This window comes from Streptomyces sp. NPDC104096 (assembly GCF_055584385.1).
In genome coordinates, this window is sequence record NZ_JBVJMD010000023.1 from 87,736 (window position 1) to 104,941 (window position 17,206).

Consider the following 17,206-nt stretch of genomic DNA (forward strand, 5'->3'; position numbering starts at 1 on the left):
GGGAAGTTTCACCGTGACCACCACGACCGACCTGGTGTCGTACGAGGACGCGCTGGCGTCGTACGACCCCGTCATGGGCCTCGAGGTCCATGTCGAACTCGGCACCAAGACCAAGATGTTCTGCGGGTGCTCGACCGAGCTGGGCGCCGAGCCCAACTCGCAGACCTGCCCGACCTGCCTCGGCATGCCCGGCGCGCTCCCGGTCGTCAACGCGATCGGCATCGAGTCGGCCATCAAGATCGGTCTCGCGCTCAACTGCGAGATCGCCGAGTGGTGCCGCTTCGCCCGGAAGAACTACTTCTATCCGGACATGCCGAAGAACTTCCAGACCTCCCAGTACGACGAGCCGATCGCCTTCGACGGCTACCTCGACGTGCAGCTGGAGGACGGGGAGACCTTCCGGGTGCAGATCGAGCGCGCCCACATGGAGGAGGACACCGGCAAGTCCACCCACGTGGGCGGTGCCACCGGCCGTATCCACGGCGCCTCGCACTCCCTGCTCGACTACAACCGCGCGGGCATCCCGCTCATCGAGATCGTCACCAAGCCGATCGAGGGCGCGGGCGAGCGGGCTCCCGAGGTCGCGCGGGCGTACGTCCGTGAGCTGCGCGAGGTCATCAAGGCGCTCGGCGTCTCCGAGGCCCGCATGGAGATGGGCCAGATGCGCTGCGACGTGAACCTGTCGCTGCGCCCGAACGGCACCGAGAAGTTCGGTACCCGCTCCGAGACGAAGAACGTGAACTCGCTGCGGTCCGTCGAGCGTGCGGCCCGCTTCGAGATCATGCGGCACGCGGCCGTGCTGAGCGGCGGCGGCACGATCATCCAGGAGACCCGGCACTTCCACGAGGACACCGGGTCGACGACCTCGGGCCGCGTGAAGGAGGAGGCCGAGGACTACCGGTACTTCCCCGAGCCGGACCTGGTGCCGGTGGCGCCGTCCCGCGAGTGGGTCGAGGAGATCCGCGCCGGGCTGCCCGAGCTGCCGCTGGTACGCCGCAACCGGCTCCGCGAGGAGTGGGCGATCTCGGGGACCGACATGCAGTCGATCCTCAACGCCGGTGCCCTGGACCTGATCGTCGCGACGATCGACGCCGGGGCCGACGCCGCGTCCGCCCGCAAGTGGTGGATGGGTGAGCTGGCGCGCAGCGCCAACGAGTCCGGCAAGGCGCTGGACGAGCTGGCCATCACGCCGGAGCAGGTCGCCCGGGTCACCGAGCTGGTCTCGAAGGGCGACCTGAACGACAAGCTGGCGCGCCAGGTCATCGAGGGCGTCCTCGCGGGCGAGGGCACCCCGGACGAGGTCGTCGACAAGCGCGGTCTGAAGGTCGTCTCCGACGAGGGCGCGCTCACGACCGCCGTCGAGGAGGCCATCGCGGGCAACCCGGGCGTCGCGGACAAGATCCGCGGCGGCAAGGTGGCCGCGGCCGGCGCCCTGGTCGGCGCGGTCATGAAGGCCACGCGCGGCCAGGCCGACGCGGCCCGCGTCAAGGAGCTGATCCTGGAGAAGCTGGGCGTCAGCGAGGGCTGACGTTCGTTCGCTCCCCGGGGGGACACACCGGTTCCGGTGTGTCCCCCCGGGCATGTGCCTACGGACGGCGCCCGACGACCCGCACGAATCCGAGGGCGCGCCCCCGGTCCGCGCGGAGCATCTCCGCGCACCGGCCGGCCATCCGGACGTGGAAGTCGTCCGTGCTCTCCTCGGCGACCACCTCGCACCACAGCAGCCAGTCCCGCCAGCCGTCCGGCTGCCAGTCGGCCGCCTCGACCTCGACGGCCCCGCTGCGGGTCCAGTGGCGGCGCCACCAGCCGGGGGAGTGGAAGCACCAGAAGTCGGGCTCCCACCAGGGCTTCAGGTGCTCCGGCGGCTCGGTGCCCGTGACCTCCTCCTTCAGCGCCGGTACGACGACGCCGATCCGCCCGCCCGGCTTCAGCAGCCGGGTCAGCGTGGGCAGGTACAGATCGTCGGTGCCGAAGTACTGGTAGGCGTCGACGGACACGATCGCGTCGAAGCCGCCCTCCCCGAACGGCAGGGCGTGCGCCTCGGCGTGCACGGGCAGCACGCGGTCGGCGACGCCCGCCTCGGCGATGCGTACGGCGTTGTCGTCGGGCTTCACCCACAGGTCGGCGGCGGTGACCTGGACGCCGTACTCCCTGGCCAGGAAGACAGAGGTCATCGCGCGGCCGCAGCCGAGGTCGAGCACCCGGGCGCCGGGCCGAAGCCGCTCCAGCCCGAGTGCGGGGGCCAGCCACTCCAGCAGCCACAGGGCGTGCGGGCCCATCTGGTTCTCGACGGTCCAGCGGATGTCGTAGCGGCGGCTGCGCGGATAGCGGACCTGGGGCAGACGGTCAGCGAGGGTGGCGGTCGTGGTGTTCGGGGGGGTGTTCGGGGTGGTGCCGGATGTGATCTCGGACATGGGCGAACGGGCTCCTCGGGTCCTCGGAAAGGGAACGGATGGCGTAGGAGCTCGGTCGAACCGTCAAAAAATGCACCTGCTCGGGTCGGCGGCGATGTGCCGGAACGGCGGACGGCCGGGACGCTAACAGGTGCCGAGCCGCCCCGCAGCCGGATTTGCCGGCCGGAGCGACTACGCTCGCCCGCCATGAGCGGACGTACTGATTCCACGACGGACACCGAGAGGGACGCGGACATAGCCGAGGCCGAGGTGCGGGACGGGAGCGACCGGACGGACGGCCCGCAGGACCCGGAGGACCCGGCCGATCCGGCTGATCCGGCTGATCCGGCTGATCCGGCCGATCCGGCCGAGCCGGAAGCCTCGGAAGCTTCGGAAGCCGCCGAGGCTCCTACGGTCCCGGCAGCCCCGCAGGACTCGGAGCGGTCGCAGGATTCGGAGGACTCGGCCGATCAGGGGGGTTCGGAGGGGCCGGACGACCGCGGGGGCCCGGAGAACCCGGACGACCCGGAGGGCCTGGACGACACCGCCGACCCCGACGACCCGGAGGACCACGCCGAGGACGCGCGGCGGGCGCGCTGGACGGCGACCGTCACCGGTGTGCTGCTGACCCTGATGGGCGTCGCCGCGGCCCTGCTGCGCTGCGTCGGTCCCGCACCGGCCCTCGCCCCCGCGGCCTACGCCCTCGGCGCCGTCGTCTGCGCGCCCGCCGCGGTCCTGGGGCGCCGCGGGCACACCCGGCGGGCGCTGTGGCTGCTGATCGCCGGAGTGATGGTGATGGCGGTCGGCGACCAGGTCGACTGAAGTGGCCGAAGGGGTGGCGGAGACCCCGGCGGCACACTGTGACTTGCCTCCCAGAAGGCAATGAATCCGACAAACGATCGCTTAAGCCTGAAAGAGTGGCAACGCACCGCTCATGCGTTCTTTGCTGGCTCTTCAGTTCTTCGTAGCTGTTCCCGGTCAAAGATCCAACGATGTAATCCGGGAGCACGACTGTGTCAGCCCTCGCGCGTTGGTGTGTCCGACACCGCGTCCTCGTCGTCGTACTGTGGCTCCTCGCCTTCGCCGGGATGACCGCGGGCGCGTCCGCCGCCGGCTCCGCCTACACCAACGACTACGAGGTCCCCGGGACCGAGTCGGGCCGCGCCGTGCAGCTGCTCCAGGACGGCTTCCCCGGCCTGGGCGGAGACAGCGACACGGTCGTCTGGCACACCACCTCCGGCACCGTCCGCGCCGCCGACGTCGAACAGACGATGACCGGCACCCTGGACAGGATCGCGGACCTGCCCGGCGTGGCCTCCGTGGCCGGCCCCTACGGCGACCAGGGCGCGAGCCGGATCAGCGCCGACGGGCGGACCGCGTACGCCACCGTCACCTTCGACCGCCCCGTCGAACAGATCACCAAGTCCGACGTGCGGCCCGTGGTCGACGCCGCCCAGGCGGCCCGGAGCGCCGATCTCCAGGTGGAGCTGGGCGGCAGCGCGATCGCGCTCACCGAGTCGTCCGCCGGGCACGTCTCCGAGATCGTCGGCGTGGTCGTCGCCGGTGTGGTGCTGTTCCTGGCCTTCGGTTCGCTGGCCGCCTCGCTGCTGCCCATCGCCACCGCCCTGGTGAGCGTGGGCACCGCCTACGCCGGCATCGAGCTGCTCGGGCACGCCATGACCGTCGCCGACTTCGCCCCCATGCTCGGCATGCTCGTCGGGCTGGGCGTCGGCATCGACTACGCCCTGTTCATCGTCACCCGGCACCGGCGCGGCCTGAAACGCGGCCTCCCGGTCGACGAGGCCGTCACCAACGCCGTCGCCACCACCGGACGCGCCGTCGTCTTCGCCGGGGCCACCGTCTGCATCGCCCTGCTGGGCATGCTGATCCTGCGGCTGAGCTTCCTCAACGGCGTCGCGATAGCCGCCGCCGTCACGGTGGTGCTGACGGTCGCGGCCTCCGTGACCCTGCTGCCCGCCCTGCTGTCCTTCATCGGCCCGCGCTCCCTCAGCCGCCGTGAGCGCCGCCGGCTCCTGGAGCACGGACCCCAGCCGGAGCTGCCGACCGGGTTCGCCGCCCGCTGGTCGGCGTTCGTCGAGCGCCACCCCAAGCTGCTCGGCACCCTCGCCGTCGCCGTCGTCGCCGTCCTCGCGCTGCCCACCTTCTCCCTGCACCTGGGCAGCTCCGACCAGGGCAACAACCCGAAGACCGCCACCACCCGCCAGGCCTACGACCTGCTCGCGGAGGGCTTCGGCCCCGGCGTCAACGGTCCTCTCACCCTCGTCACCGGCGTCGGCGGGGCCGAGGACAGGGTCGCCCTCGACAACCTCGACGCCACGCTGCGCACCACCGAGGGCGTCGCGGCCGTGACGCCGGTCACCTACGACGCCCAGGGCCGCACCGCCTACCTCACCGTCGTCCCCGACTCCGCGCCGCAGTCCCGCAGCACCAGCGACCTCGTCGACCGGCTGCGCACCGAGGTGCTGCCGCGCGCCGAGAAGGGCACCACCCTGGACGTGGGCGTCGGCGGGGTGACGGCGGCGTACGACGACTTCGCGGGCGTGATCGTCGGCAAGCTGCCGCTGTTCGTCGGGGTCGTCATCGGGCTCGGCTGCGCCCTGCTGCTGCTCGCCTTCCGCTCGATCGGCATCCCGCTCAAGGCCGCCGCGATGAACGTGGCCGCCGTCGCCGCAGCCTTCGGTGTCGTCGTCGCCGTCTTCCAGTGGGGCTGGGGCAGCGAACTGCTCGGCCTGGGCCGCGCCGGCCCGATCGAGCCCTTCCTGCCCGTGATCATGGTGTCGGTGCTCTTCGGCCTCTCGATGGACTACCAGGTCTTCCTGGTCAGCCGGATGTACGAGGAGTGGCTGGAGACCGGCGACAACCGCCGTGCCGTCCGGGTCGGCCTCGCCGAGACCAGCCGGGTGATCAACTCCGCCGCGGTCATCATGATCTCGGTCTTCCTCGCCTTCGTGCTCAGCGGTGACCGGGTGATCGCCATGTTCGGCATCGCCCTCGCCGCCGCCGTCGCCATCGACGCCTTCGTCCTGCGCACCCTGCTCGTACCGGCCCTGATGCACATGCTCGGCGGCGCCAACTGGTGGCTGCCCGGCTGGCTCGACCGCAGGCTGCCGCGCATCAGCATCGAACCCCCCGAGTGCCGCGCCGCGCACGAGAGGCTCACGGACCTCACGGGCGTACCGGAGGCCGACGTCGCGGCGGAGACGGGCGTCGTACCGCGGACGGACGTACCCGCCAAGTAGCGGCAGTGCGCGCGTACCGCTCACAACGATCGTTAAGAGAGCTCTCAGACTGCGTCCGTACGGTGCGGGCCATGGGAACGAAGACACTTGACGAGACCGGTGCCGAGACGGGCGCCGAGGCGACGAACGACGAGGAGAAGCTCGACGTCACCGGGACCGACGACACCGCGGACGGCGTGACCGGGGCCGAGGACCCGGCCGCCGAGGACGCCGAGGACGCCGAGGACGCCGAGGGCGTCGACGTGCCGCGGGAGGACGGGCCCTCCGGGGTCGGCCAGGGCGCGGCCGCCGTGGTCTCCGCGGCCCTCGGCCTGGTCTCCCTCACCGGAAGCTGGATCTCCACGGTGGCCGCCGCGCGCGAGACCCTCATCGGCCAGCTCAAGACCTCGTCGTCCGCGAGCGTCGCCACGCAGATCAAGGAGATCTACGGCGACGCCTGGCAGACCACCGCCCTGTGGGGCGGCGTGTTCGCGCTGGCCGCCCTGATCGTCGGTGTCGTGGTGCTCGTCCGGCCCGCGTTCGGCGCCCCCGGCAGGCCGCAGGCACCCTGGATCAAGTCGGTCGCCTGGGCCGGTGTCTCGCTGGGCGTCGTAGGCCTCCTGCTGGCCGTCCTCAAGTACACGGACATCCTGCTCGGGCTGCCCTCCGCGAGCTGACACCCCGGGCCACGGCCCCGCAGGTCCTCACGGGCCCCATGGCGTAGGTGTAAGTGCCTTACGCGCGCCGCAGGGCCCCTGAGGCGCGTCTAAGGCCCCGCCGCCCCCGGAAGATGCGGAACTCTCCCGATGTGGCGGACCCCCCTGGCGGACGAAGGTGGAGACATCGCAGCGAGCGATGACACGACACCGACACTCACCGCACAGGGGACACGGCATGTACGAGTACGAGCTCCAGCAGATCCGTTCCGCCGAGCTGATCCGCCGCGCCGACGAGGAGCGGCTGGCCCGCGCGGCCGTCCGCGGCCGCCGCGCCGCCCGCCGGGAGGCCGCGCAACGGCTCCCGCGCGCCGAGTCGCATACCCACCGCCTCCGGCGGCTGCGGCTGACCCGCGCCGCGTGAACGCGGTCGGCGGCGGGACCGCGGGCGGGGCCGTACCGGCCCTCTCCTTCCCGCCGTCCGGCCGGGCCCGGTCCGAGCCCTGTGCGATGCTCGGGCCCGTGCAGAACAGTTCCGTCAGTCCCGTGTTCGTCGGCCGTGCCGCGGAATCGGCGCTCCTGGACGACGCGCTGGCCCGTGCGGCCGCGGGCGAGCCGCAGGCGCTGCTGATCGGTGGTGAGGCCGGGGTGGGCAAGACCCGGCTCGTCGAGGAGTTCGCGACCGCCGCCCGCGGCCGGGGCGCCGTCGTCGCCGTCGGCGGCTGTGTCGAGATCGGCGCCGACGGACTGCCCTTCGCACCGTTCTCCGCGGCCCTGCGCGCGCTGCGCCGGGAACTGCCCGACGCGCTGGCCGACGCGGCCGCCGGACGGCAGGAGGAGCTGGCCGGGCTCCTGCCGGAGCTGGCCGAGGGCGTCCTCGGCCGCTACGACGAGGAGGGCATGGCCCGCCTCTTCGAACTCACCGCCCGGCTGCTGGAGCGGCTCGCGGCCGACCGCACCGTGGTGCTGGCCCTTGAGGACCTGCACTGGGCCGACGCCTCGACCCGCCACCTCCTCGCCTACCTCTTCCGCACCCTGCGCACCGGCCGGCTCGTCGTCCTCGCCACCTACCGCGCCGACGACATCCACCGCCGGCATCCGCTGCGGCCCCTGCTCGCCGAGCTGGACCGGCAGCGCACGGTCCGCCGGATCGAGCTCGCCCGCTTCGACCGGGCGGAGGTGAGCCGCCAGATCGCCGGCATCCTCGCCACCGAACCGGACCCCGCCCGGGTCGACGACATCTTCGAGCGCTCCGACGGCAACGCCTTCTTCGTCGAGGAACTCGCCGTGGCCGCAGGCGCGGGCTGCCCCACCGGGCTCACCGACTCGCTGCGCGACCTGCTCCTGGTCCGGGTCGAGAGCCTGCCCGAGTGCGCCCAGAACGTCGCCCGGATCGTCGCCGAGGGCGGTTCCACCGTCGAGTACCGGCTGCTCGCCGCCGTCGCCGGGCTCACCGAGGACGACCTCATCGAGGCGCTGCGCGCCGCCGTGAACGCCCACATCCTGCTCGTCACCCCGTCCGGCGACGGTTACCGCTTCCGCCACTCCCTGGTCCGCGAGGCGGTCGGCGACGACCTGCTGCCCGGCGAGCGCTCCCGCCTCAACCGCCGCTACGCCGAGGCCCTGGAAGCCGACCCCGCACTCGTCCCGGCCGACGAACATGTCATGCGCCTGGCGAGCTACTGGTACCACGCCCACGATCCGGCCAAGGCCCTGCCCGCCGTCCTCGAAGCCTCCGCCACGGCCCGCTGCCGGCACGCCTACAGCGAGCAGCTCCGGCTGCTGGAGCGCGCCATGGAACTGTGGGACTCCGCCCCCGGGACCGTACGGTCCCGGCTCCGCCCGCTCGACTACGTGCAGGCCTACCCGTCCGACGGCACCGAGGGGCACGACGGCGCCTCCCTGCGCTTCCTCGACCTGCTGGCCGAGGCGGCCGTCGCGGGCCGGTTCTGCGGCGAGCGCGAACGCGCCCTGAAGATCACCAAGCGGGCGCTGCGCCTGCTGGACGAGGAGAAGGACCCGCTGCGCGCCGCCTGGTTCTGGGTCCAGCGCTCCCGGCTGTTGCAGGCGCAGGCCCGCGGCGACGGCTGGACGGAACTGGCCACCGCCCAGGAGCTGGTGCGCGGTCTGCCGCCCTCGCGGGTGCACGCCGAGGTGCTGGGCAGCGTGGCCGGCTGGCTGATGTCGCACGCGCCCGGTCCGGGGGCCCTCGCGGCCGCCGAGCGCGCCGTGGAGTACGCGCGCATGGTCGGGGCCGACGAGATCGAGCTGAACGGCCGCCTCACCCTCGGCGGCCTCATGGTCGACGCCGGGGACATCGAGGCCGGACTCGCCGAGATGCGGGACGTCAAGGAGCGGGCGCTCCGCCTCGGTCTCGTCAACGTCGCGGGCCGCGCCTACGTGAACCTGCCCACCGAACTGGAAGCCGTCGGACGCTCCCGGGAGGCCGTCCCGATCCTGGAGGAAGGGGTCTTCCACGTGAGGAAGTTCGGCCTCGTGGAGTCCGAGGGCTGGGTGTGGGGCAACCTCGCCGAGTCCCTCTACTCGCTCGGCCGCTGGGACGAGGCCGCCGACGCGGCACGCAACGCCGTACGCCTCGGGCGCAACGGCCGGCCGCAGGCCGACAGCTCCCTCGCGCTGGCCCAACTCGCCCTGTCCCGCGGCGACCTCACCGAGGCCGCCGGTCAACTGAAGCAGGCGGCAGCGTACTTCGGCTCCTTCGAGGCCGCGCTCCCGCAGTCGATCCCGCTGGCGCTGGTCGCCGTCGGCCTGGCCGCCGCCGAGGGCCGCCTCCTCGACGCCCGCGTCGCCCTCGGCCACGCCCTCGACACCGGCTTCCCCACCGGCACCCAGCGCTACGCCTGGCCCCTGCTGCTGGCCGCGGCCGCCGCCGAGGCCGACGCCCGCGCCCTGCCCGTCGCGCGGCAGGGGCGCGGACGGGCCCTGGAGCGCATCCTGGAGTCCGCGAAGACCCTCACCACGGACGCGCCCGTCTGGATCGCCCACGAGCGGTGGGTCCGCGCCGAGGTGCGCACGAGCGAGGGCCGGGCCACCGCCGAGACCTGGTCGGAGGTGGTCACCGCCTTCGAACGGCTGGAGCGCCCCTACGACCTCGCCCGCATCCGGTGCCGGCTCGCCGAGGTGCTGCTCGCCACCGGTGCCGAGCACCCGGGCGGCCTCCCGGCCGGCGACGGCGACGAACGGGCCCGTGCCGCCGAGCTGCTCCGCCTCGCCCACGCCGTCGCCGAGGAGCTCGGCGCCCGCCCGCTGACCGACGCCGTCACCCGGCTCGCCCGGGGGGCCCGCCTCTTCCCGGCGGCCCGCGCCCCGCGGCGGCCGGCCGACCCCGCCGAAGCCCTGGGGCTGACCGGCCGGGAGCGCGACGTCCTGCGACTGGTCGCCGCCGGGCGCACCAACCGCCAGATAGCCGAGGAGCTCTTCATCTCCCCGAAGACGGCCAGCGTCCACGTCTCCAACATCCTGGGCAAGCTCGGGGTCTCGGGCCGGGGAGAGGCGGCGGCGCTGGCGCACCGGGCCGGGCTGTTCCCGGCCGGCCCACTGCCCTCGGGTCCGCCGGCCTGAGTCGTAGGGTGGAGGAAACCGCCAGGAGGAGGACCTGTGTTCGACGCCTTCGCGGAACTCTTCGCCCCGGGCCGCAAGCACATCCGTGACGAACAGAACCGGCTGGAGCTGACCCGTGAGGACACCGGGGACAGCGATCCCGGACGCGGGCCCATAGACCTCACGTCGGGGAAGGTCGTCGTACGCCTGCCCCCGCCGGAACCGGAGCCGGAGCCGGACGCGCCCGGTCCCGGCGACGGATGAGCGGCCGGGGCGGGCGGGAGCGAGCAGGGGACCGGCGGAAGCGGGTGGTTCAGCTCACCTCCAGCTCCAGGATCCGGTCGTCCCCCGGCTTCGGGTCCCCCCGGCCGTCCGTGTTGCTGGTGACCAGCCACAGCCTGTCGCCGCCCGCCGGCACCACCGTGCGCAGCCGGCCGTACTCGCCGGTGAGGAAGGCCTGCGGGGCCGCCGAGGTCCCGGTCCCCTTCAGCGGGACGCGCCACAGGCGTTGTCCCTTCAGCCCCGCCATCCAGACGGAGCCCTGCGCGTAGGCGATCCCGCTGGGGGAGGCGTCGTCCGTGTGCCACTGGGCCACCGGGTTCCGGTACTTCGGATCGGACGACCTGCCCTCGGCGTCCGGCCAGCCGTAGTCGGCGCCCGGCTCGATCGCGTTGAGCTCGTCCCAGGTGTCCTGGCCGAACTCCGAGGCGAACAGCCGCTGTTTCGCGTCCCAGGCCAGCCCCTGGACGTTGCGGTGCCCGTACGAGTACACGGGGGAGTCCGGGAACGGGTCGCCCGGGGCGGGCTCGCCCTCCGGGGTGAGCCGCAGGATCTTGCCGCCCAGGGACTTCCGGTCCTGTGACAGGCCCCGGTCGCCGCTCTCGCCCGTGCCGGCGTAGAGCATGCGGTCGGGGCCGAAGGCGATCCGGCCGCCGTTGTGGATCACCCCCTTGGGGATGCCCTTGAAGATCGTGTCGGGCGCGCCCAGCTGCTCGCCCGCGGGCTTCCCGGGGTCGTAGAGCATCCGGACGATGCGGTTGTCCGAGACGGAGGTGAAGTACGCGTAGACCATGTGGTCCGAGGCGAAGTCCGGGGAGAGCGCGATGCCCAGCAGGCCGCCCTCGCCGGCGGGGGACACCCCCGGCACCTCGCCCAGCTCCGTCTTCCTGCCGGTCTCCTCGTCGACGAGGGTGATCGTCCCCTCGTCCCGGGAGGAGACGAGCAGGCCGCCGCCGGGGACCGGGGCCAGCCCCCAGGGGGTCTTGAGGCCCTCGGCGACCGTGCGCAGCACCTTCACCGAGCCCTTCGCGGGCGGCGTCTCCTCGGCCGCCGGACCGGTGGGGGAGGCCGCCGCGCTCGTGCGCTCCGGCGCGGTGCCCGGCGGCTGCCGGCCGGATCCTTCCGCGCCGGAGGAGCAGCCGGCCGTCAACAGGAGGGTGCCCGCGGCCAACACGGACGTCACAGCTCGACGTTGCACGATCATGGTCCCTTCGACGCGGAGGGTTCTCCTTGTCTACGCCGCTCCCGCCCGAAGGGTTCCCGGACAGGGACCCCGATGCCCGAACGGGTCCCCGTACGTACTCGGTGGGAACTGTTGTGCGAACAGATTCCCGCACGGGCTCCGCCGACGCATCCGCTCAGTCCCAGGACCCCATCGCCCCCGGCAGCCCGGCCACCTCCGCCAGGTCGTCGGCCGTCAGCCGCAGCGCCGCGGCCGCCGCGTTCTCCGTCACCCACCGTTCCCGCTTCGCGCCCGGCACCGGCAGCACGTGCCGCCCCTGGGCCAGCACCCAGGCCAGCGCCACCTGGGCCGCCGTGACGTGCTCGCCGTGCCGCCGGGCCACCCGGCGCAGGCCGACGACGATCGGCTGGTTCTCGGCCATCATCTCGGCGGTGAAGCGGGGGTGGCGGGCGCGCATGTCGTCCGGTTCGAAGCCCTCGCCGGGGGTCAGCGTGCCGGTCAGGAAGCCGTTGCCGAGCGGCATCGCCGCCAGGAAGCCGACCCCGCGCGCCGCGCACCACGGCACCAGCGCGTCCAGCGCCTCCGGCGACCACACGGACAGCTCGGCCTCCACCGCGCTCACCGGGAACACCTGCTGCACACGCTGCAACTGACGGATCGTCGCGTCGTGCAGCCGCGCGCCGGTCCGGCGTCCGCCGCGCGCGCCCACCGCGCACAGCCCGAGCGCCCGCACCTTCCCGGCCCGCACCAGCTCCGCCATCGCGCCCCAGGTCTCCTCGACGGGGACCTCGGGGTCGGCCCGGTGCAGCTGGTAGAGGTCGATCACGTCCGTCTGGAGCCGGCGCAGCGAGGCGTCGCAGGCTCTTCTCACGTACTCGGGACGCCCGTTGGCCACGATGTGCTGCTCGCCGACCAGCAGGCCGACCTTGGTGGAAACGAACGCGTCCGCGCGCCGTTCCTTCAACACCCGCCCCACCAGCAGCTCGTTGGTGAACGGGCCGTACATGTCCGCCGTGTCGAGAAGCGTCGAGCCCAGGTCCAGGGCCCGGTGCACCGCTCTCATCGACTCGTCGCCACGCTGCCGCGACCCGCTGTAGGCCCAGCTCATCGGCATGCACCCGAGTCCGACGGCCCCCGTCGCGAGCGCCCCCGCACCGATCGTCCTGCGCTCCACCTGCTCGTGAACCTCCCTCGCCCGGCCCCCAACCTAACCTCTGCCTCCGGTTGGCCTGACATAGCCTCCTGACCATGAGTGCTGACGTATGGCTTCCCATTCCGCCGGACGACATCGAGGGCCTTCCGCAAGGGCCCGCGTACCTGTTCTGGAACGGCGAGGCGGACTTCCCCGCGGACCCGGCCGACTGCGCCTTCTACGTCGTGCCCTACATGAAACCCGCCGACGTCGGCCTCCGCCCCCTGCCGGCGATGACCTCCGTCCAGGTGGTCCAGACGCTGTCCGCCGGCACCGACCAGGTGGAGCCCGGCCTCAAGTACCTGCGCCCCGGTGTGCAGTTGTGCAACGCGCGCGGAGTGCACGACGCGAGCACGGCCGAACTCGCGCTGGCGCTGATCCTCGCCTCGCTGCGGGGCATCCCCGACTTCGTGCGGGCCCAGGACCAGGGCCGGTGGGCCGGCGGCTTCCGGCCGGCGCTCGCCGACAAGAACGTCCTCGTCGTCGGGTACGGAGCCATCGGCGAGGCCGTCGAGGACCGGCTCGTCCCGTTCGAGGTGGCGCGGGTGGCGCGAGTCGCGCGCTCCGAGCGCACCACGGCGCGCGGGCGGGTGCATCCGCTCACCGAACTGCCCGCCCTGCTCCCGGAGGCGGACGTCGTCGTCCTCGCCACCCCGCTCACGGAGAGCACCCGCGGTCTGGTCGACGAGGCCTTCCTGGCCCGGATGAAGGACGGCGCGCTGCTGGTCAACGTCGCCCGCGGGCCGGTCGTCGACACCGAGGCGCTGCTCAGGGAGCTGGAGAGCGGCCGCATCACCGCCGCCCTGGACGTCGTGGACCCCGAACCGCTGCCCCCGGGCCACCCGCTGTGGCACGCGCCGGGCGTGCTGATCAGCCCGCACGTCGGCGGCCCGACGTCCGCGTTCCTGCCCCGCGCCAAGCGGCTGCTGGTCGACCAGTTGGGGCGTTTCGTGAACCGGCGGCCGCTGCGCCACGTGATCCGTACGACAGGCACGACCGACATGTGACCCACGGCGAGCACCCTCCGCAGTCCCGCGGGCGCGGTGCGTGCCCGCCTGTCCTGCGTCGTTACGGAGCGTAGAGGAACTATGTCCCTGAGTGACGGGACTGGTGTATCGTCCCGACAGGGGCTGCGCCGCGCACCGTTCGGCGCCGGGGATGGATATTTCAGACTTGTGAGGGGGGCGACGGGCGATGCACGGCCTATGGACGACCGACCCGACGCGTCGGGACCGCCGACGGCGGCCCTGGCGCACGGCCGCGCGCAGACGACGCGGTCACCATGCCGATCACAGTGGTCACCACAACCATCACCACCGCAGGCACAGTTGTCGCAGGAGAGCGCATCCAGCGCACCGGGACCCCCGGGACCCGGGAGCCGCGCGGAGCGGGAGGGACCGGTGAGTTCGCTCCGGCCTTCCGTGACCACCCTCGACGGGACGCTGCGCGCGCAGCCTGCCGTGCGGGCGCCGCTGTTCGGCCCCTCGGCCCCCGGCTGCGGATCGAACCTGGTCCACCAGCTCGCCCTGGCCCTGGCGTGCGCGGTCTACGCCGTCGGTTCCGCGCTCGGCTGGGGCTCCGACGAAGTCGCGCTGATCATGGGTGACTTCGGGCTGAGCGCCGCGGCGGGCAGCGCCGCCGTGTCGTGCTTCCTCTACGCGCGCACCCGGCGCGTCCGCTTCCGGTCGGCCTGGCTGCTGTTCGCCCTGTCCTCGGCGATGGCCGCCCTGGGCAACGGCGTATGGGGGTGGTACGAGGTCGTCCTGGAGCGGCCCGTGCCCAGCCCCAGCTACGCCGACCTGTTCTTCCTGTGCTTCGCCCCGCCCGCGATCGTGGGGCTGCTGGTGCTGGCCAAGCGGCCGGTTACCAAGGCCGGTTGGGTCTGCCTGGTCCTGGACGCGTGGCTGATCGGCGGTTCGCTGATCACCCTGTCCTGGAGCCTGGCGCTCGCCCAGGCGGCGAAGTTCGACGGGCCGAGCGTGGCGCACACCGCGCTGTCGCTGGCCTACCCGCTGCTCGACATCGCCCTGGTCAGCATGGTGCTCGCGCTGCACTTCCGGCGCTCGGCGGTCAACCGCACCGCGGTCAACACCGCGATCGGCGCGCTCGCCCTGACCGTGATGTGCGACGCCCTGTTCACCTCGCCGCTGCTGCACGACAACTACCGCTCCGGCCAACTGCTCGACGCGGGCTGGTTCGCCGGTTCCCTGCTGCTCGCGTACGCCCCCTGGGCCGCGCCCCGGCCGAAGGAGCCGACGGGCGACGAAGGGCACACGCGCGTGGTGCGCGAGCACCGGCCCGGACAGCGTCCCGGCGGCCACCCCGCCGAGCCACCGCAGGAGACACCGCGCGACACGCCCCGGGGCGCACCGCAGGGCGCGTCCCGCGGGACACCCGAGGGGGCGACCCCCGGAGCGCCGCAGGGCGGTGATCACAGCCGGTATCCGGTCACCCGACCCATCACCGGCTCCCTCGCCGCCCTCACGCCCTACCTCGCCGCCGCCGTCTGCACCCTGGGCATCCTCTACAACGTGCTCGACGGACACAGCGTCGACCGGGTGGTGCTCTTCACCGGCGGCACGGTCGTCCTCGCCCTCGTGGTGCGCCAGGGCATCATGCTCCTCGACAACATCACCCTCACCCAGGAACTGGCGCAGCAGGAGAACCACTTCCGCTCCCTGGTGCAGGGCTCCAGCGACGTCATCATGATCGCCGCGCCCAACGGCATCCTCCGCTATGTCTCCCCGGCCGCCGCCGGGGTCTACGGACGTCCGGCGGAGGACCTGGTCGGCACCGAACTGGCCGCCCTCATCCATCCGGAGGACCTGGGCTGCGTGGTGCACGAGGTGCGCCGCTTCCTCGCCGCCAGCCCCCTGGAGGAAGCCACCACCCGTATCGAGTGCCGATTCAGGTCGGGCGACGGCGGCTGGCTGAACGTCGAGTCCACCGTCAACCGCCACCACGGCGGTCTGATCTTCAACAGCCGGGACGTGACCGAGCGGGTGCGGTTGCAGGCGCAGCTCCAGCACAACGCGGAGCACGACCCGCTCACCGACCTGCCCAACCGCGCGCTGTTCACCAGGCGGGTGCAGCAGGCGCTGTCGGGCCGCCGCGCCGCCGACCGCACCGCACTGCGCGGCACCGCCGTGCTCTTCATCGACCTCGACGGCTTCAAGGCCGTCAACGACACGATCGGGCACCAGGCGGGGGACGAGCTGCTCGTCCAGGCCGCCCGCAGACTCCAGGACGCCGTCCGGCACGGGGACACCGCGTCCCGGCTGGGAGGCGACGAGTTCGCGGCCCTGATCGCCGGCGACGGGACCCGGGACCGTACCGCCCGGGAACGCCACATCCTGGAGCTCGCCGACCGCCTCAGGATCACGCTCTCCCAGCCGTACGTGATCGACGGCAACGAGGTCCGCGTCGCCGCGTCCATCGGCGTCGCCTTCGCCGAGCCCGGCCTCGGCGCGGGCGAGCTGCTGCGCAACGCCGACCTCGCCATGTACCGCGCCAAGGCGGCCGGCAAGGGCCGGGTCGAGCTGTACAAGCCGCAGATGCAGCAGGACGTCGTACGCAAGGCCGAACTGGCCACGCGGCTGCGTGCCGCGCTGCACGACGGCGAGTTCGCGCTGCTGCACCAGCCCGTGGTGGGTCTGGAGGACGGCCGGATCACGTCGGTCACCGCCCAGGCCCGCTGGCGCTCCTCCCAGGGGGTGCTCTTCACGCCCGCCGAGTTCCTGCGGGTCGCGGAGGACAGCGACAAGACCGCCGAGCTGGGCCGCTGGGTCCTGGAGGAGGCCGTCGAACAGGCCGCCGAACGGATCGGGACCGGCCTGGGCGTGCCGGTGGTCGTGCGGGTCAGCGCCCGTCGGCTGCTCGACCGCTCGATGCCGCTCGGCTCCGTCGAGGCCCTGCTGACCCGGCACGGCCTGCCGTCGGGGTCCCTGGTCATAGAGCTCTCCGACACCGAGCCCAGGGTGCCGCTGGACGAGCTGGAGCGCCGCCTGAGTGCCTTGCGGCGTCTGGGTGTCCGTATCGCCCTGGACGGCTTCGGCAGCGGCTACGCGGCCATCACGGCGCTCCGGAGACTCCCCGTCGACGTGCTGAAGCTCGACCGCTCGCTCGTCGAGGGGGTCGTGGAGTCCGCCCGCTTGCACAAGATCACCAGCGGGCTGCTGCGGATCGCGAGCGATCTGGGGCTCCAGTCCGTGGCCGACGGCGTGGACCTTCCGGAGCAGGTCGTCGCCCTGCGCGCGATGGGCTGCACCCATGGCCAGGGCATGGCGTTCTCCGGCCCGCTGGACGAGTACCGGCTGCGCCGGGCGCTCGCCTCCGGCCACTATCCGGTGCCGCACGGACCGGCCGAGCCCGCGTTCGTGGGCGGCGGCGGGGTGTACCCGGGCGGGGTGGCCGCCGTCCTCGGGGGCGGAACGGCTCTCCGCTCACATAATGAGACTCCCGTCCCACCCACTTGACAGTGGATGTGCGCCGGGGGGAGGGTCAGTTCCATGCGCACCCGAATTCTCGTACTTGGACAGCGCGTCGGCTGAGCTGGGAACGACCGGAGAGGATCCGGAATCCCCAGCGACCTCACCGGCGCGCTCCCCTCGCTTGCCTTTCGGCACGAGGGGTTTTTTGTTGCACAGAGCCTGGCGTGCAACAGCCGCACACCGCACGAACTTCGCAAAAACCCTCAGCATCGA

At 73.0% G+C, this 17,206-nt stretch carries 12 protein-coding genes; 9 read left to right on the forward strand and 3 right to left on the reverse strand.

Annotation, left to right across the window (positions count from 1 at the left end):
• The first annotated feature begins 13 nt into the window (after positions 1–13).
• The gene (gene gatB, locus ACZ60B_RS23380; RefSeq protein WP_469389926.1) at positions 14–1,528 is read left to right on the forward strand and encodes an Asp-tRNA(Asn)/Glu-tRNA(Gln) amidotransferase subunit GatB; all 1,515 of its coding nucleotides are present in this window, start codon (positions 14–16) and stop codon (positions 1,526–1,528) included.
• 58 nt (positions 1,529–1,586) lie between these two features.
• On the opposite strand, the gene ACZ60B_RS23385 is transcribed toward gatB, so the two are convergent.
• Positions 1,587–2,414: an SAM-dependent methyltransferase gene (locus ACZ60B_RS23385; RefSeq protein ID WP_469389928.1), complete on the reverse strand. Its 828-nt coding sequence runs from the start codon at positions 2,412–2,414 to the stop codon at positions 1,587–1,589.
• A gap of 186 nt (positions 2,415–2,600) precedes the next feature.
• On the opposite strand from ACZ60B_RS23385, the gene ACZ60B_RS23390 reads away from it, so the two are divergent.
• The 6 genes from ACZ60B_RS23390 to ACZ60B_RS23415 all read left to right on the forward strand — a co-directional run bounded on the left by ACZ60B_RS23390 (position 2,601) and on the right by ACZ60B_RS23415 (position 10,113).
• On the forward strand, positions 2,601–3,215 hold the full coding sequence (locus ACZ60B_RS23390; RefSeq protein ID WP_469389930.1) for a hypothetical protein: 615 nt from the start codon (positions 2,601–2,603) through the stop codon (positions 3,213–3,215).
• Positions 3,216–3,406: 191 nt separating this feature from the next.
• Positions 3,407–5,653 (forward strand): MMPL family transporter, encoded by a 2,247-nt coding sequence (locus ACZ60B_RS23395; protein ID WP_469389932.1) that lies wholly within the window; start codon positions 3,407–3,409, stop codon positions 5,651–5,653.
• 71 nt (positions 5,654–5,724) lie between these two features.
• Positions 5,725–6,309, forward strand: a complete 585-nt coding sequence (locus ACZ60B_RS23400) for a hypothetical protein (protein WP_469389934.1) — start codon at positions 5,725–5,727, stop codon at positions 6,307–6,309.
• A gap of 217 nt (positions 6,310–6,526) precedes the next feature.
• Complete coding sequence (locus ACZ60B_RS23405; protein WP_469389936.1) at positions 6,527–6,712, forward strand: hypothetical protein; 186 nt, start codon at positions 6,527–6,529, stop codon at positions 6,710–6,712.
• A gap of 86 nt (positions 6,713–6,798) precedes the next feature.
• A complete protein-coding gene (locus ACZ60B_RS23410) occupies positions 6,799–9,870 on the forward strand; it encodes a helix-turn-helix transcriptional regulator (protein ID WP_469389984.1) in 3,072 nt (1,023 codons plus the stop codon).
• 36 nt (positions 9,871–9,906) lie between these two features.
• Complete coding sequence (locus ACZ60B_RS23415) at positions 9,907–10,113, forward strand: DUF6191 domain-containing protein (RefSeq protein ID WP_469389938.1); 207 nt, start codon at positions 9,907–9,909, stop codon at positions 10,111–10,113.
• Between the two features lie 49 nt (positions 10,114–10,162).
• On the opposite strand, the gene ACZ60B_RS23420 is transcribed toward ACZ60B_RS23415, so the two are convergent.
• Entirely contained in the window at positions 10,163–11,332 is a 1,170-nt protein-coding gene (locus tag ACZ60B_RS23420; protein WP_469389940.1) for a PQQ-dependent sugar dehydrogenase, read from the reverse strand.
• Between the two features lie 154 nt (positions 11,333–11,486).
• Entirely contained in the window at positions 11,487–12,485 is a 999-nt protein-coding gene (locus tag ACZ60B_RS23425; protein ID WP_469389942.1) for an aldo/keto reductase, read from the reverse strand.
• A gap of 74 nt (positions 12,486–12,559) precedes the next feature.
• On the opposite strand from ACZ60B_RS23425, the gene ACZ60B_RS23430 reads away from it, so the two are divergent.
• Complete coding sequence (locus tag ACZ60B_RS23430; protein WP_469389944.1) at positions 12,560–13,510, forward strand: 2-hydroxyacid dehydrogenase; 951 nt, start codon at positions 12,560–12,562, stop codon at positions 13,508–13,510.
• 198 nt (positions 13,511–13,708) lie between these two features.
• The gene (locus ACZ60B_RS23435; protein WP_469389946.1) at positions 13,709–16,978 is read left to right on the forward strand and encodes a putative bifunctional diguanylate cyclase/phosphodiesterase; all 3,270 of its coding nucleotides are present in this window, start codon (positions 13,709–13,711) and stop codon (positions 16,976–16,978) included.
• Positions 16,979–17,206 lie beyond the last annotated feature (228 nt).

Excerpts from the sequence above, each read along its gene's own strand:
- ACZ60B_RS23385 (WP_469389928.1), bottom strand. The coding sequence starts at position 2,414 with ATGTCCGAGATCACATCCGGCACCACCCCGAACACCCCCCCGAACACC.
- ACZ60B_RS23390 (WP_469389930.1), top strand. The coding sequence starts at position 2,601 with ATGAGCGGACGTACTGATTCCACGACGGACACCGAGAGGGACGCGGAC.
- ACZ60B_RS23400 (WP_469389934.1), top strand. The coding sequence starts at position 5,725 with ATGGGAACGAAGACACTTGACGAGACCGGTGCCGAGACGGGCGCCGAG.
- ACZ60B_RS23405 (WP_469389936.1), top strand. The coding sequence starts at position 6,527 with ATGTACGAGTACGAGCTCCAGCAGATCCGTTCCGCCGAGCTGATCCGC.
- ACZ60B_RS23410 (WP_469389984.1), top strand. The coding sequence starts at position 6,799 with ATGCTCGGGCCCGTGCAGAACAGTTCCGTCAGTCCCGTGTTCGTCGGC.
- ACZ60B_RS23420 (WP_469389940.1), bottom strand. The coding sequence starts at position 11,332 with ATGATCGTGCAACGTCGAGCTGTGACGTCCGTGTTGGCCGCGGGCACC.
- ACZ60B_RS23430 (WP_469389944.1), top strand. The coding sequence starts at position 12,560 with ATGAGTGCTGACGTATGGCTTCCCATTCCGCCGGACGACATCGAGGGC.
- ACZ60B_RS23435 (WP_469389946.1), top strand. The coding sequence starts at position 13,709 with ATGGACGACCGACCCGACGCGTCGGGACCGCCGACGGCGGCCCTGGCG.